This is a genomic window from Pseudomonas sp. NPDC098740 (assembly GCF_044760065.1).
Classification (GTDB): Bacteria; Pseudomonadota; Gammaproteobacteria; order Pseudomonadales; family Pseudomonadaceae; genus Aquipseudomonas; species Aquipseudomonas rossensis.
In genome coordinates, this window is record NZ_JBIWAM010000004.1 from 107,733 (window position 1) to 121,304 (window position 13,572).

Sequence of the window (13,572 nt, forward strand, 5' to 3'; positions counted from 1 at the left end):
GCAACTGGATCCGACCGGCCCAAGCCTGAGAACAGGACTTATATGTACGTATACGACGAGTACGATCAGCGGATCATCGAGGACCGCGTCAAGCAGTTCCGTGATCAGACCCGACGCTATCTGGCAGGCGAGCTGAGCGAAGAAGAATTCCGCCCCCTGCGCCTGCAAAATGGCCTTTACATCCAGCGCTTCGCGCCGATGTTGCGGGTGGCGGTGCCTTACGGCCAACTGACTTCGCGCCAGACGCGAATGATGGCCAGGATTGCCCGTGACTTTGACAAGGGCTATGCCCACATCAGCACCCGGCAGAACGTACAGTTCAACTGGCCGGCGCTGGAAGACATCCCGGACATCCTTGCCGAACTGGCGACCGTGCAGATGCACGCGATCCAGACCAGCGGCAACTGCTTGCGCAACGTCACCACCGACCAGTTCGCCGGTGTCGCTGCCGACGAGCTGACCGATCCGCGCCCGTGGTGCGAGATCGTCCGCCAATGGACCACGTTCCACCCTGAATTCGCTTACTTGCCGCGCAAGTTCAAGATCGCCATCAACGGTTCGACTTCCGACCGTGCGGCCATCGAAGTCCATGACATCGGCCTTGAGCCGGTGCACAACGCCGCTGGCGAGCTGGGCTTCCGTGTGCTGGTGGGTGGCGGTCTCGGCCGTACCCCGGTGGTGGGCGCGTTCATCAATGAATTCCTGCCGTGGCAAGACCTGTTGAGCTACCTCGACGCCATCCTGCGGGTCTACAACCGCTACGGCCGTCGTGACAACAAGTACAAGGCGCGGATCAAGATTCTGGTCAAGGCCCTGACACCTGAAGTCTTCGCGCAAAAAGTCGATGCGGAAATGGAGCACCTTCGTGGTGGCCAGACCACGCTGACCGAAGCCGAAGTGCATCGTGTGGCCAAACACTTCGTCGACCCCGAGTACAAGGCTCTGGACAACCAGACCCTGGCGTTGGCCGAACTCGATAAAGAACACCCGGGCTTCGCGCGCTGGCGCACCCGCAATACCCTGGCCCACAAGAAGCCCGGTTATGTAGCCGTGACCCTGTCCCTGAAGCCGACCGGCGTTGCGCCGGGCGACATCACCGACAAGCAGCTCGATGCCGTTGCCGACCTCGCCGACCGTTACAGCTTCGGTCAACTGCGCACGTCTCACGAGCAGAACATCATTCTGGCCGACGTTGAGCAGACCCAACTGTTCGCGATGTGGGGCGAGTTGCGCGAGCAAGGTTTCGCCACGCCGAACATCGGCTTGCTGACCGACATCATCTGCTGCCCGGGCGGCGACTTCTGCTCCTTGGCCAACGCCAAGTCGATCCCGATCGCCGAGTCGATCCAGCGTCGTTTCGAAGACCTGGATTACCTGTTCGATATCGGCGAACTGGACCTGAACATCTCCGGCTGCATGAACGCCTGTGGTCACCACCACGTCGGCCACATCGGCATCCTCGGAGTGGACAAAAAAGGCGAAGAGTTCTACCAGGTGTCCCTGGGTGGCAGCGCCAGTCGCGACGCCAGCCTGGGCAAAATCCTCGGCCCGTCTTTCGCCCAGGAAGCCATGCCTGATGTAATTGAAAAGCTGATCGACGTGTACATCGAACAACGTACCGAAGACGAGCGTTTCATCGACACCTATCAGCGTATTGGCATCGACCTCTTCAAGGAGCGTGTCTATGCAGCGAATAATTAAGAACAACGAAGTCGTCGACGAAACCTGGCACTTGCTGCCCAAGGACTTCAACATCGACGAGGTCAGCAACTGCGACGACCTGATCGTCCCGTTGCAACTGTGGCGCGAACACAGCCGCATGCTCAAGGCCCGCGATGGCGGCCTGGGCGTATGGCTGGATGCCGATGAAGAAGCGGAAGAAATCGGTGACGACGTGGAAAATTTCCAGGTGATCGCCCTGAATTTCCCAGCCTTCACTGATGGCCGCAACTACTCCAACGCCCGCCTGCTGCGTGACCGTTACGGGTTCAAAGGTGAACTGCGGGCAATCGGCGATGTGCTGCGCGACCAGCTGTTCTACCTGCACCGCTGCGGTTTCGACGCCTTTGCGATCCGCGCCGATAAAGACCCGTACGAAGCCCTGGAAGGTCTCAAGGACTTCTCGGTGACCTATCAGGCTGCTACCGACGAACCGCTGCCGCTGTTCCGTCGCCGCTAATAAAAATAAAGCCTTGATGACCAACAGTCATCAAGGCTTTATTACATGTGAAACACCCTTTCGCACATCAAAATTCGTTAGAACTCAACTTGCTTCAGTCCTCTTTTCCTGATGGCGTACGCCAATGCGGAGACGTCATCAAATAACGTCTTGTTCAAACTTCCCCAATTCTCGCCCTCGATAAAAACCTTGAACTCCGGCTTCCACTGACTGGGCTGATGGCGCCTGATATAGGTAATCAGGATTTCATCATTCGTGGATCGATGAACAACCTTATGATCCTTGTTCGGCCGTACATCGATAAGAAACATGAACTTTTCGGGCAACAACTTTACAAAAAGAGCAAAGTCATCCGGATTACCATTGTATCGAGTGCTTATTTCCATTGTGCAACATCCTTGCTGCTGATTAGGGGCAGCTGAGTCTAATCAAAACCTCTGTCAAGCAAACGCCTTTAATATGCACAAGATATTTATAGATCCGCGTTAGTTAACTTCTTAAACTAACGAATTCGACAATCGGCATAAAAAACCGCAGCGGGCGCTGCGGTTTTGTTTAGTACCGGGATAGTTGAAGAGTTACCAGAAACGATGCTGTGTCAGGCGCCCCCACCAGTTCAACAGCACTCGATCGACCGAACTGCTCGCCGCCATGCCGATGCGTTCCTGCAAGCTTTTGCGTTCGGCGTAGTGCAGGTGATAGAGCTCGGACTTCTTGGCGCGTTCCGCGAGGTATTCATCGCTGGTCTTGAGTTCGTCCACCAGTTGCTTGTCCAGCGCCGCGACGCCGAGCCAGATTTCGCCGGTGGCCACTTCGTCGATGGCCAGTTGCGGGCGATAGCGGGAAACGAAGTTCTTGAACAACTGGTGAGTGATGTCCAGGTCTTCCTGGAATTTCTCGCGTCCCTTCTCGGTGTTTTCGCCAAACACCGTCAGGGTGCGCTTGTACTCGCCCGCGGTCAGCACTTCGAAGTCGATGTCGTGCTTTTTCAGCAGGCGGTTGACGTTAGGCAACTGCGCCACGACGCCAATCGAGCCGAGAATCGCGAACGGCGCACTGATGATCTTCTCGCCGATGCACGCCATCATGTAGCCGCCGCTGGCCGCGACCTTGTCGATGCACACGGTCAACGGCACACCGGCATCACGGATACGCGCCAGTTGCGAGGACGCCAGGCCGTAGCTGTGAACCATGCCTCCGCCGCTTTCCAGACGCAGCACCACTTCATCCTTGGGCGTGGCGAGGGTCAGCAGCGCGGTGATTTCATGGCGCAGGCTTTCAGTGGCCGACGCCTTGATGTCGCCGTCGAAATCCAGCACGAACACCCGTGGCTTGGCCTCGGTTTTCTTCTTTTGCTTTTTCTCGTTTTTAGCTTCGACCTTGCGCAAGGCCTTGAGCTGGTCCTTGTCGAGCAAGGTTTGCTCCAGGCGTTCGCGCAGCCCTTTGTAGAAATCATTGAGTTTGCTGACTTGCAACTGGCCGACCGACTTGCGCCGACCTTTGCTGCGCAATGCCGCGAAACTGGCCAGGACCACCAGAATGGCGATCACCAGTGTCACGGTCTTAGCCAGAAAAACTGCGTACTCGGCAAAAAACTCCACAGGGACTCCTTTAATACGATGCGCTGCAAAAACGCGCGCGGGATACCTCCAGCATACCCATGCGCCGCCCCGGCGGCCAGCCGTGAAACCTCTGGCAACAGCCCTGTAACGGGCATTTCAAACAAGCGTATGTTTTTTCATTGACAGCTCACCCTCATCCTCATAACCTCGCCGAACCTTCAACGTACCGGGATGACGCGGACGTGGGCAGTATCTATTTGATTCGACATGGCCAGGCCTCCTTTGGTGCAGACGACTATGACGTCCTGTCGCCGACCGGTATTCGCCAAGCAGAAGTCCTCGGCCAGCACCTCGCCGAGCTGGGCATCAGCTTCGATCGCTGCCTCTCGGGCGATCTGCGCCGCCAGCAGCACACGGCCAACAGCGCACTGGAACAGTTCGCTGCCGCAGGCCTGCCGGTTCCGGTCCTGGAAATCGATTCCGCTTTCAATGAGTTCGACGCCGACGCAGTGATCCGCGCGCTGCTGCCAGCCATGTTACCGGACGAGCCCGAAGCGCTGCACATCCTGCGTAACGCCGCGCAAGACCGCGGTGAGTTCCAGCGAATCTTCGCCCTGATTATCGAACGCTGGCTCGCCGGCACCTATGACACACCGGGCCTGGAAAGCTGGCTGGGGTTTGTCGAACGGGTGCAAGCCGGTCTGCAGCGAATCCTCGAAAGCGCCGACAACACCCAGAAAATCGCCGTGTTCACCTCCGGCGGCACTATCACGGCCCTGCTCCATCTCATTACGCAAATGCCTGCCAGGCAGGCGTTCGAACTGAACTGGCAAATCGTCAACACCTCGCTCAACCTGCTGAAGTTTCGCGGTCGCGAGGTGGCTCTGTCTTCTTTCAACATTCATGCGCACCTGCAACTGTTGAAGACCCCGGAACTCATCACGTTTCGCTGAGTCCGGACTATTGTGACCCTGGCTGTATTCACCCAGCTCTAATTACCCAAGAAAGGATCGAACCATGACCTCCGTAGCTGATGCCGTACAAGCAATGAAAGCCAAGTTCAACCCAGCCGCTGCTGCCGGTCTGGACCTGGTATTCGGTTTCCGCATCGACGACACCAAGAACTTCTCGCTGATCGTCAAGGACAGCACCTGCGAGCTCCAGGAAGGCGAAAACCCGGACGCCCAGGTGACTCTAGTCATGGACGGCGAAACCCTGGAAGGCATCGTCAGCGGCGAAACCGACGGCATGCAAGCCTTCATGGGTGGCAAACTGCGCGCGGAAGGCGACATGATGCTGGCCATGAAACTGTCCGAGCTGTTCCCGGCCTAAGCGCGCCGCTCCCAACCTTCGGGGGCACGCCTGGCTGCAAACGAATCCCGCCCCTCGTGGCGGGATTCGTCGTTTTTCGCCATCGGAAAACGGCTACCTGTGGATTTGCCGTCTATATTCCTTCTGGCCGCATGCGTCAGACATCGGCTGTTTGCCCTCGCTTTTTTTATGAAGAGCCTTTGCGTGGAGCATTGCCATGAGCCCACCTGACGACCACGACGGATTTAACCGCCGACGTGTACTGCAAGGCCTTTCGGCAGGCGCCGTCGGTGCCTGGATCAGCCCGCTACTCGCAGGGAGTAAAACCATGCCCGATGCCCCCGCCGACCTCATCCTGTACAACGGACGCCTGCACACCGTCGATCGCAAAAAACCTCAAGCCAGCGCCGTCGCGATCAAGGACGGACACTTCGTGGTGGTCGGCAGCGATGCCCAGGCCATGGCCCTGCAAGGCCCTGGCACACAAATTATCGACCTGCACGGTCGCACGGTGATTCCCGGCCTTAACGACTCGCACCTGCACCTGATCCGTGGTGGCCTCAACTACAACCTCGAATTGCGCTGGGAAGGCGTCCCCTCACTGGTCGACGCGCTGCGCATGCTCAAGGATCAGGCGGACCGCACGCCCACGCCGCAATGGGTGCGGGTGGTCGGTGGCTGGAACGAGTTCCAGTTCGCCGAAAAACGCCTGCCGACGATTGATGAACTGAACAAGGCTGCGCCAGACACCCCGGTATTCGTCCTGCACCTCTATGATCGTGCACTGCTCAACCGCGCCGCGTTGAAGGTGGTCGGGTACACCCGTGACACGCCGAACCCGCCGGGTGGCGAAATCCAGCGCGATACCAATGGCGACCCGACGGGCATGCTGATCGCCCGCCCCAACGCGATGATTCTCTACTCGACCCTGGCCAAGGGGCCGAAACTGCCGCTGGAATACCAGGTCAACTCCACCCGCCAATTCATGCGTGAACTCAATCGCCTGGGTGTCACCAGCGCCATCGATGCCGGCGGCGGTTATCAGAATTATCCGGACGATTATCAAGTCATCCAGCAACTGGCCAAAGACCAGCAACTCACGGTGCGCATTGCCTACAACCTGTTCACGCAGAGACCCAAGGAAGAGCTGACCGACTTCAGGAACTGGACCAACACCTCCCACTACGCTCAGGGCGACGATTTTCTACGGCATAACGGTGCCGGGGAAATGCTGGTGTTCTCGGCGGCCGACTTCGAAGACTTTCTCGAGCCCCGCCCCGACCTGCCGCAAACCATGGAGCAGGAACTGGAACCGGTGGTCCGCCATCTGGTGGAACAGCGCTGGCCGTTCCGTTTGCACGCCACGTACAACGAATCCATCAGCCGCATGCTCGACGTGTTCGAGAAGGTTAATCGCGACATTCCGTTCGACGGTTTGCCGTGGTTCTTCGACCACGCAGAAACCATCACCCCGCAGAACATCGAACGGGTAAAAGCCCTCGGCGGCGGCATCGCGATCCAGGACCGCATGGCATTCCAGGGCGAATACTTCGTCGACCGTTACGGCGCCAAGGCCGCCGAAGCCACGCCGCCCATCGCTCGTATGCTGGCCGAAGGCATTCCGGTCGGCGCCGGCACCGATGCCACGCGCGTGTCCAGCTACAACCCCTGGACTTCGCTGTACTGGCTGGTCAGCGGTCGCACCGTCGGTGGTCTGGCGCTGTACCCGCAAGGCTTGAGCCGCGATACCGCGCTGGAGCTCTTTACCCACGGCAGCGCTTGGTTTTCCTCCGAGCAAGGCAAAAAAGGCCAGATCAAGGTCGGGCAACTGGCCGACTTGATTGCGTTGTCGGCGGACTATTTCCACATCGAGGATGAAGCCGTCAAATGGATCGAATCGGTACTGACCATCGTTGACGGCAAGATCGTCTACGGCAGCGTCGAGTTTGAAAAACTCGGGCCGCCTCCCGTCCCGGTGGTGCCTGAGTGGTCGCCGGTCGCCAAAGTACCAGGCCATTGGAAACCCCTGGCGCCGCTGACGGCGCAGGTTCATCAATGCGTCGGGGCTTGCGCGGTGCATGCGCACAGTCACGAGAGAGCGAGACTGTCGTCCGCGCCGGTCAGTGACTTTCAAGGTTTTTGGGGGGCGTTTGGCTGTTCGTGTTTCGCCTTCTAGAAAAAACGCATAAAAAAGCCGGAACTCATTTGCAGTTCCGGCAATCACGTTCGACAGTTCAATCATCAACGAGTACGGCGCTCAACACGAACCGTTTATTTTTATACGATGGCATTCCTGTGCATTAGCGAATGGCGTATTTAAGAATATAAGAATAAAGGTTGTTCACTGCCAACTCCGCATCCTTCCGATCCAGCTGAAGAGTACCCGCCAGAGCAGTGTGACATTCAAGCACCATCTTTTCACGACCATAACGGTGAAAGATCGCCCCATCGGCAATATCGGAAAATGCCTTGTACACCCCGAACAGCACAGCACCGGACTTGTATTCAATACGCACCTGATTCATGGCCACCGGAACCGAAACACTTCCACTGTTGATCGACTGCGGCGTCAAATCCCCGACTTTTACGCACTGACTGCGGCAAATCATCCTGCTTCTTTTATCTGTACTAAAGTTACGTTCATACAACGTAATTTCCGAACCTTGCACCCTGGAACAGGCTTCTTCGAAGGCAGTCAACACCGCTTTGGCATTCGCCATGCCCGCGTCTATGTCCCGAAGCGAAACGAAGCGTTCCAGCTTATTCCCCTTCACGCTGTCCAGTGCCCGCGTGATGGTCGACACGTGCGCAAAATCTTTTTTGCTCGCGATGACATGAACCTCATATTCATAGAGACAAGCATGCTCACCCGTTTGAAAACCGGCAAACTCGCGGGTTTCAAGGCCCGCCTCCATGATGATGCTGTACTTGTCTTCAAGGGACTTCTCAAAGATCATCGCTCCCAGATCCCTGACAAACGCTTCGGTCTGCTTGTAGGCATACACCACGCCATGCTTCTCGATCTCGTCGTAGTGCGGATGACGGGTGCGATATTCAGGCTCGTACAGCGGGACGTAATTTGAATAGCGGGAAGTTTTGAGCAGCTCATTGAGCAAATGCGTTTTACCCGCCCCCTCCACGCCAACGACCACCAGCATCTTTGGCACAGATTCGTCGTCTGCACCTGGCATTCTGGACGCGAACAACTCTTCTTCCATTTCATGGAAAACTTTTTCTACATCCTGTTTCGTATAAGCATAATTATTCGACACTTTCTGAAATTCCTTTTCAGTTGAAATAAGTCCTTTAAATAATCCGGACTTCGATACAGCAAACGTTATTGACAATCGTCGAAGCCGTTCAAAAGACAACTCAAGCTAAATCCATTTTGTTACATCGGACAACCAAGAAGATCTTGCAAAACATTTCAGAAAAACGTCAACCCTAACTCCGGAAAACCCCCTACAGAGCAAGCAGCAATGGACTACCTAACACACATCATTAAGTATCGCGCTCAGCGAAACTTCATCGACCTATCAACGAACAACCCTATGCTCAACTTGACAGAATCACTTCCAGAAACACCCTGTTTCTTATAAACCAATGACGCCATTTCAAACTCGAAGACTGCCACATGAGCCGGCCTACGAGGTATCCGTTGCCAGCCCCTGCTCTTACAATGCCTGCACCTCCGACACCGGCCGCCCCATGGACATCGATCTCGCCCGCACCTTTCTGGAAATCGTCCGCCACGGCAGCCTTGCCGCAGCCGCCGAGAAACTCCACGTCACCCAGACCGCTATCACGGCGCGCGTGCAGAAACTCGAAAGCCAGCTAGGCAGTACGTTGTTCGTGCGCAACCGCGCCGGTGCGCGCCTGACACCTAACGGTGAAGCCTTCGTGGTCTACGCCAATCAACTGGTCGAAACCTGGGAAGCGGCGCGACGGGACTTGCCGTTGCCCGAGGGTTACCGCGACGTGTTGCACATCGGTGGCGAGGTCAGTCTGTGCAACCCGCTGATGCTCAGCTGGGCGGGCGCACTGCGCGAGAAGATTCCCAGCCATGCACTGCGGATGGAAATTCGTGACGGTGAAAACCTGCTGCGCCAACTGGAGCTGGGGGTTCTGGATGCGGCGCTGGTTTACCAGCCCGAGTATTGGCCACGCCTGCAAGTCGAACAGGTGCTGGAAGAAAAACTGGTCCTCATCCGTCTGGCCGCAAGACCCGATCCCTACGTGTACATCGACTGGGGCCCGGACTTCCGCCGTCAGCACGATGCGGCCCTGCCGGAAAAAGCCAAAGCCGCGTTGAGCTTCAACCTCGGCCCACTGGGTTTGCAGTACATTCTTGAAAACGGCGGCAGTGGCTATTTCCGCACCCGGGTGGTCCAGAGCTATCTGCAAAGCGGTGTGCTGGAGCAAGTGCCCAAAGCCCCGGAATTCAGCTACCCGACTTATCTGGTTTACTCCCGCGACCGCGACTCGGCGATCCTGCAACAAGCCTTCGACCTGCTGCGCGAAGTGATCAAATCCGACGATGACTGGTCGCAACGCTGGAACCCGCTGACCTGAATCCGGTTTGCACCGGACCATGGCATTTGTGACCTCACGGTTCGGCCCGCCTGAAACGCCGGGATCGTCTAATCTGCTGGAGATAACAATAACCACAGGTGATTGCAGTGAGGCAGACCACCGAAGCATTTCGCGCCCGCTACCGCGCTGCTATTCATCCGCTCTACAACCCATGGCTGCACGGCGCTTTTGTGCTGCTGTTCGGGTTGCTGGCCATCGGCGGATTCTGGAGCACCGTGCACCAGGTTCAGCCACTGGAATGGCTGGCGATGCCGTTGACGTTGTTGTTCTTCAACTTCGGCGTGTACATGGTCCATCGGCACTTGGGGCATCATAAAAAAAACTTCGCGCGAATGTTCTACGCACGCCATGCAGGCGACCATCACAGCTTTTTCGCCCCTGGCCACATGACCTACGACAGTGCCCGGGACTGGCGGGTGATTCTGTTTCCAGCCTGGCTGATCGTGTTGCACACGGTCGTCATCACCCTGCCCATCTGGTGGCTGCTTGAGCAGTTCGATGCCAACGTCGCCGGATTGTTCGGCGGCTGTCTGGTCCTCGGCTACCTGACCTATGAAGTATTCCATGCCTGCGAGCACCTGCCGCCGGAGAACCCCGTCACACGGTTGCCGTGGATCCGCCAGATGCGCCGCCTGCATGAACTGCATCACCGTCGTGAGCTGATGCAGGAACGCAATTTCAATATCGTTTTTCCGCTGATGGACTACCTGTTCGGCACCCTTTATTGGGAACCGGCACCGACGGACTTGCACCCGACGAGAACGACCATGACCCGCATGCAGCATCAGATCGATATTGCTGGAGACCCGATTGACGTGCTCGCCTATGCCAGCACCGTGACCCGTTGGCCGGAGTGGCATCCCTCGTCCCTGAAGGTGGATGGCCAGAGCGGTCCGCTGCATGCCGGGGGGCGGTTTGAGGAAGACATCAAGGCCGGCGGGCGTGAGGGACACTTGCGCTGGGAGGTTAACGAATACCTGCCAGGACGCCGCTGGAGTGCCTGGGCCCGTGGCGATCACGGGTTGTCTTTAGTGGTGACTTACGAGTGCGACGCCCGGGGCGATGGCACACACTTTGTCCGCACCCTGGAGTATCAGTTCAGCGGCCTGGCGATGCGCATTGCCAATCGACTGCTGCTTAAGCGCCGCATCGATCGTGAGTCGGCGGCGTCGATGCTGGCATTGCGCGAGATGGCGCAAAAACAGTTAGCCCCGGCAGGAGTCAGCGCGTGAGACGAACCGTCAAGTTTCGCCATCTGTTGTTGCTGATAATCGTCGCCATCGGCGCCTTTCTGCTGCTGATGCCGACCAAGGTTCAACCGGTGGCCTGGACACCGCCGCCGGCGCCCTCCCTCACCAGCGGCATCTACGCCGACAATCAGCGCCTCAAAGGCGTGGAGCGCGTCGGCGTCGCGGATATCGACGGACCGGAAGCGTTGCTGCTGGAGGAAGACGTCCTCATCACGGGTTTGCATGACGGCCGATTGATCCGTACCAGCCTCGACGGCAAGGTCACCAAGGTTCTGGCCGATACGGGCGGCAGACCCTTGGGCCTGGCCCGTCATCCCAACGGTCTGCTGGTGATTGCCGACGGGGTCAAGGGCTTGCTGTCACTGGATGCCCAGGGCCGATTGATTCCATTGACCACTGCGGCCAACGGCGTGCCCTTCGGTTTCACCGACGACGTGGCGATCGATAAATCCGGGCACTACGCCTATTTCAGTGATGCCTCCAGTCGCTTTGGCTACGGCAGTGACGGCGAAGCGATCATCGAGCACGGCGGCGATGGCCGCTTGCTGCGTTATGACTTCCAGACCGGAAAGACCGCGGTCCTGCTGGATAAGCTGGAATTCGCCAACGGCGTGACGCTGGGACCGGACGATGCCTTTGTGTTGGTCAACGAAACGGGCGCCTATCGCATCAGTCGTTACTGGTTGAGCGGGCCGAAAGCTGGCACCCGTGATCTATTCATCGACAACTTGCCAGGCTTGCCGGACAACCTCGCGTTCAATGGTCGCGACCGCTTCTGGGTAGCGCTTTATGCACCGCGCAACGCATTGCTCGATGCCACCGCACCGCATCCCTTCGTGCGCAAGATGATCGTGCGAGCCATGACTTTCCTGCCGAAACCGGTGGAGAAGCGCGCCTTTGCGCTGGGGCTGGATCTGGACGGTAAAGTGATCGCCAACTTGCAGGACGGTAGCCGCGACAACTACTCGCCGATCACTACCGTTCGCGAGTATGGGGATTGGTTGTATTTCGGGTCGTTGAAGGCGAAAAACATGGTGCGATTGCCGTTGAACAAGGCATTGCAACAGTAAACGTGCCTGACTCAACGCGGATCCACCTCACCATCGCGCACCGCGTTATCCGTTTCTTCAAGCACCCTTTCCGGGTCCATGGCGATGGAGTCATCCTCGTCCATCGGGATGGCACCTTCGTTCTTCGGCAGTTCGTCGATGCCCGGCTCATCTTCGGGATTGAGGGTGGTGCGTCCTGGACTCAGGGGTTCGGGATGTGTCGGGATGGGGTCGTAGCTACCCTGTTCTTCGCTGGGGAACTTTTCTTTGCCGGGGATGAGTGGTTCGGTCATGAGGCACCTCGCATGGAGCCGTAATTCGGACTCTGAACATTCGAGGCGCCGGTATTTATCGCCGTTCCAATTTTTCAGTCACCGATCGTCGGTGACCAGGTAGGTCGCTTCAGGACGGCGTCTGGAGCCGATCAACGATCTTTTGCTTAACCTCCACGCGCTTCGCCTTGAGTTTCTTCAGTGCGTCATCGCTGGGCGCATCCGATTGGGCGGTTTCAGCCTTGACCACCTCGGCGTCCGCCTGCGAATACTTGTTGATCAGTGAATCCAGTAACGGATCCTTGGTGCGTTTTTGCTGGATATCTTCCTTTGAAAGTTTGAGATCCTGATAAAGGTCGTGTGGCACCGGCATGGAACACCTCCGTTTGTTGATCGGAGGCAAACGCGATCAATGGCGTTCACCAACTATCAGAATGGCCTCGGTTAGCCGGTTCTGTCGACCGCCTATCAGACCAGCGGTGCCCGTTCGTCGCCCTGCCGCAAACGCGATAAAACCTTTGCCACTCGTCGGCCTCCACAGATTAACGATCACTCGATCGCCCATGAAAACCTGTGTGGAGAATAACCAATGGACGGATTTACCCTGCGCCACCTCACGTTGGCCGTTGCCTTGAGTACCAGCATGGGCACGGCTTTCGCTGCCACTTCCAATGACTTCGTCGACAGCGCGGCCGCGAGCAATATCGCGGAAATCGAAACGAGCCGACTGGCCCTGGAAAAAAGTTCATCGGCGGACATCAAGAAATTCGCCAACATGATGATCACCGACCATTCCAAAGCCAACGATGAACTGACGGCGCTGGCGAAAAAAAATGACATCGAGGTGCCGGACAACACCACGCTGGTCAAGCAGGCGAAAGAGAAAATCCTTGACATGCGCGATGAATCCTTCGACGCGGCGTACGCCAACAATCAGGTGAAGGCTCACGAAGACACCATCGAGCTGTTCAAGAAGGAAGCCAACACCGTGACGGACGACAAAGTCAAAGGCGCCACGGACCTGAAAGGTTTCGCGCAAAAAATGTTGCCGGCGCTGGAGAAACATCTGGATATGGCGAAAAAACTCCAGGCTGCTCATCCGGACAAATAACCCTCCCACAAAAAGGCCGCACCGTTTGATGCGGCCGTTTTCAATGCCTGCCTAGCCGCCATCGGTGTCGATGTCGGCATCGGTGTCATCCCCGGGTTTGGGCCGGTCGGGATTCGGCTTGAAACCCGGGCTGAACTCATTGTCGTTATCGGTGTGGAGTTGCTTCTGGTCGACCGCTTTGTCTGCGCTTTCCGGTTCGGCGGTTTTTGCGTCTTCCTCAAGACCAATGTCATCTTTCATAAGTA

General features: G+C 57.4%; 15 protein-coding genes. 9 read left to right on the top strand and 6 right to left on the bottom strand.

Annotated elements, in window-relative coordinates; genetic code table 11:
- The first annotated feature begins 42 nt into the window (after positions 1-42).
- The gene (locus ACIQU2_RS06535) at positions 43-1,701 is read left to right on the top strand and encodes a nitrite/sulfite reductase (protein ID WP_403139489.1); all 1,659 of its coding nucleotides are present in this window, start codon (positions 43-45) and stop codon (positions 1,699-1,701) included.
- Complete coding sequence (locus tag ACIQU2_RS06540; RefSeq protein WP_129443626.1) at positions 1,685-2,179, top strand: DUF934 domain-containing protein; 495 nt, start codon at positions 1,685-1,687, stop codon at positions 2,177-2,179. Before ACIQU2_RS06535 ends, ACIQU2_RS06540 begins: the two co-directional genes overlap by 17 nt.
- Before the next feature lie 77 nt (positions 2,180-2,256).
- Here the strand turns inward: ACIQU2_RS06540 and ACIQU2_RS06545 are convergent, their stop codons facing one another.
- Together ACIQU2_RS06545 and sohB are read right to left on the bottom strand one after the other, a co-directional pair.
- Positions 2,257-2,565 (bottom strand): hypothetical protein, encoded by a 309-nt coding sequence (locus tag ACIQU2_RS06545; RefSeq protein WP_347805505.1) that lies wholly within the window; start codon positions 2,563-2,565, stop codon positions 2,257-2,259.
- Positions 2,566-2,757: 192 nt separating this feature from the next.
- The gene (gene sohB / locus ACIQU2_RS06550) at positions 2,758-3,780 is read right to left on the bottom strand and encodes a protease SohB (protein ID WP_347805504.1); all 1,023 of its coding nucleotides are present in this window, start codon (positions 3,778-3,780) and stop codon (positions 2,758-2,760) included.
- 203 nt (positions 3,781-3,983) lie between these two features.
- Here sohB and ACIQU2_RS06555 point away from each other — a divergent pair, with 203 nt between their 5' ends.
- The 3 genes from ACIQU2_RS06555 (at position 3,984) to ACIQU2_RS06565 (ending at position 7,228) form a co-directional block, all read left to right on the top strand.
- Complete coding sequence (locus tag ACIQU2_RS06555; RefSeq protein ID WP_347805503.1) at positions 3,984-4,694, top strand: histidine phosphatase family protein; 711 nt, start codon at positions 3,984-3,986, stop codon at positions 4,692-4,694.
- 64 nt (positions 4,695-4,758) lie between these two features.
- Positions 4,759-5,073, top strand: coding sequence for an SCP2 sterol-binding domain-containing protein (locus tag ACIQU2_RS06560; protein WP_008154977.1), 315 nt, complete (start codon positions 4,759-4,761; stop codon positions 5,071-5,073).
- 307 nt (positions 5,074-5,380) lie between these two features.
- Complete coding sequence (locus ACIQU2_RS06565; RefSeq protein WP_403139789.1) at positions 5,381-7,228, top strand: amidohydrolase; 1,848 nt, start codon at positions 5,381-5,383, stop codon at positions 7,226-7,228.
- 124 nt (positions 7,229-7,352) lie between these two features.
- Here the strand turns inward: ACIQU2_RS06565 and ACIQU2_RS06570 are convergent, their stop codons facing one another.
- Positions 7,353-8,324: a zeta toxin family protein gene (locus tag ACIQU2_RS06570; RefSeq protein ID WP_347805791.1), complete on the bottom strand. Its 972-nt coding sequence runs from the start codon at positions 8,322-8,324 to the stop codon at positions 7,353-7,355.
- 436 nt (positions 8,325-8,760) lie between these two features.
- Here ACIQU2_RS06570 and ACIQU2_RS06575 point away from each other — a divergent pair, with 436 nt between their 5' ends.
- The 3 genes from ACIQU2_RS06575 to ACIQU2_RS06585 all read left to right on the top strand — a co-directional run bounded on the left by ACIQU2_RS06575 (position 8,761) and on the right by ACIQU2_RS06585 (position 11,965).
- Positions 8,761-9,624: a LysR family transcriptional regulator gene (locus ACIQU2_RS06575; RefSeq protein WP_403139493.1), complete on the top strand. Its 864-nt coding sequence runs from the start codon at positions 8,761-8,763 to the stop codon at positions 9,622-9,624.
- A 107-nt stretch (positions 9,625-9,731) separates the two neighbouring features.
- Positions 9,732-10,877, top strand: a complete 1,146-nt coding sequence (locus tag ACIQU2_RS06580) for an SRPBCC family protein (RefSeq protein ID WP_403139495.1) — start codon at positions 9,732-9,734, stop codon at positions 10,875-10,877.
- Positions 10,874-11,965 carry an SMP-30/gluconolactonase/LRE family protein gene (locus ACIQU2_RS06585; protein ID WP_403139497.1) on the top strand — a complete coding sequence of 364 codons (1,092 nt, stop codon included), beginning with the start codon at positions 10,874-10,876 and terminating at the stop codon, positions 11,963-11,965. The genes ACIQU2_RS06580 and ACIQU2_RS06585 overlap by 4 nt, the downstream gene beginning before the upstream one ends.
- A gap of 11 nt (positions 11,966-11,976) precedes the next feature.
- On the opposite strand, the gene ACIQU2_RS06590 is transcribed toward ACIQU2_RS06585, so the two are convergent.
- Both ACIQU2_RS06590 and ACIQU2_RS06595 read right to left on the bottom strand, forming a co-directional pair.
- Positions 11,977-12,237, bottom strand: coding sequence for a hypothetical protein (locus tag ACIQU2_RS06590; RefSeq protein ID WP_347805794.1), 261 nt, complete (start codon positions 12,235-12,237; stop codon positions 11,977-11,979).
- A gap of 109 nt (positions 12,238-12,346) precedes the next feature.
- A complete protein-coding gene (locus tag ACIQU2_RS06595; protein WP_033061630.1) occupies positions 12,347-12,589 on the bottom strand; it encodes a DUF465 domain-containing protein in 243 nt (80 codons plus the stop codon).
- A 216-nt stretch (positions 12,590-12,805) separates the two neighbouring features.
- Here ACIQU2_RS06595 and ACIQU2_RS06600 point away from each other — a divergent pair, with 216 nt between their 5' ends.
- Positions 12,806-13,327: a DUF4142 domain-containing protein gene (locus ACIQU2_RS06600; protein ID WP_347805795.1), complete on the top strand. Its 522-nt coding sequence runs from the start codon at positions 12,806-12,808 to the stop codon at positions 13,325-13,327.
- Positions 13,328-13,378: 51 nt separating this feature from the next.
- On the opposite strand, the gene ACIQU2_RS06605 is transcribed toward ACIQU2_RS06600, so the two are convergent.
- On the bottom strand, positions 13,379-13,567 hold the full coding sequence (locus ACIQU2_RS06605) for a hypothetical protein (protein WP_347805798.1): 189 nt from the start codon (positions 13,565-13,567) through the stop codon (positions 13,379-13,381).
- Positions 13,568-13,572 lie beyond the last annotated feature (5 nt).

Excerpts from the sequence above, each read along its gene's own strand:
- ACIQU2_RS06595 (WP_033061630.1), bottom strand. The coding sequence starts at position 12,589 with ATGCCGGTGCCACACGACCTTTATCAGGATCTCAAACTTTCAAAGGAA.
- ACIQU2_RS06605 (WP_347805798.1), bottom strand. The coding sequence starts at position 13,567 with ATGAAAGATGACATTGGTCTTGAGGAAGACGCAAAAACCGCCGAACCG.
- ACIQU2_RS06535 (WP_403139489.1), top strand. The coding sequence starts at position 43 with ATGTACGTATACGACGAGTACGATCAGCGGATCATCGAGGACCGCGTC.
- ACIQU2_RS06540 (WP_129443626.1), top strand. The coding sequence starts at position 1,685 with ATGCAGCGAATAATTAAGAACAACGAAGTCGTCGACGAAACCTGGCAC.
- ACIQU2_RS06600 (WP_347805795.1), top strand. The coding sequence starts at position 12,806 with ATGGACGGATTTACCCTGCGCCACCTCACGTTGGCCGTTGCCTTGAGT.
- ACIQU2_RS06575 (WP_403139493.1), top strand. The coding sequence starts at position 8,761 with ATGGACATCGATCTCGCCCGCACCTTTCTGGAAATCGTCCGCCACGGC.
- ACIQU2_RS06560 (WP_008154977.1), top strand. The coding sequence starts at position 4,759 with ATGACCTCCGTAGCTGATGCCGTACAAGCAATGAAAGCCAAGTTCAAC.
- ACIQU2_RS06565 (WP_403139789.1), top strand. The coding sequence starts at position 5,381 with ATGCCCGATGCCCCCGCCGACCTCATCCTGTACAACGGACGCCTGCAC.
- ACIQU2_RS06545 (WP_347805505.1), bottom strand. The coding sequence starts at position 2,565 with ATGGAAATAAGCACTCGATACAATGGTAATCCGGATGACTTTGCTCTT.
- ACIQU2_RS06590 (WP_347805794.1), bottom strand. The coding sequence starts at position 12,237 with ATGACCGAACCACTCATCCCCGGCAAAGAAAAGTTCCCCAGCGAAGAA.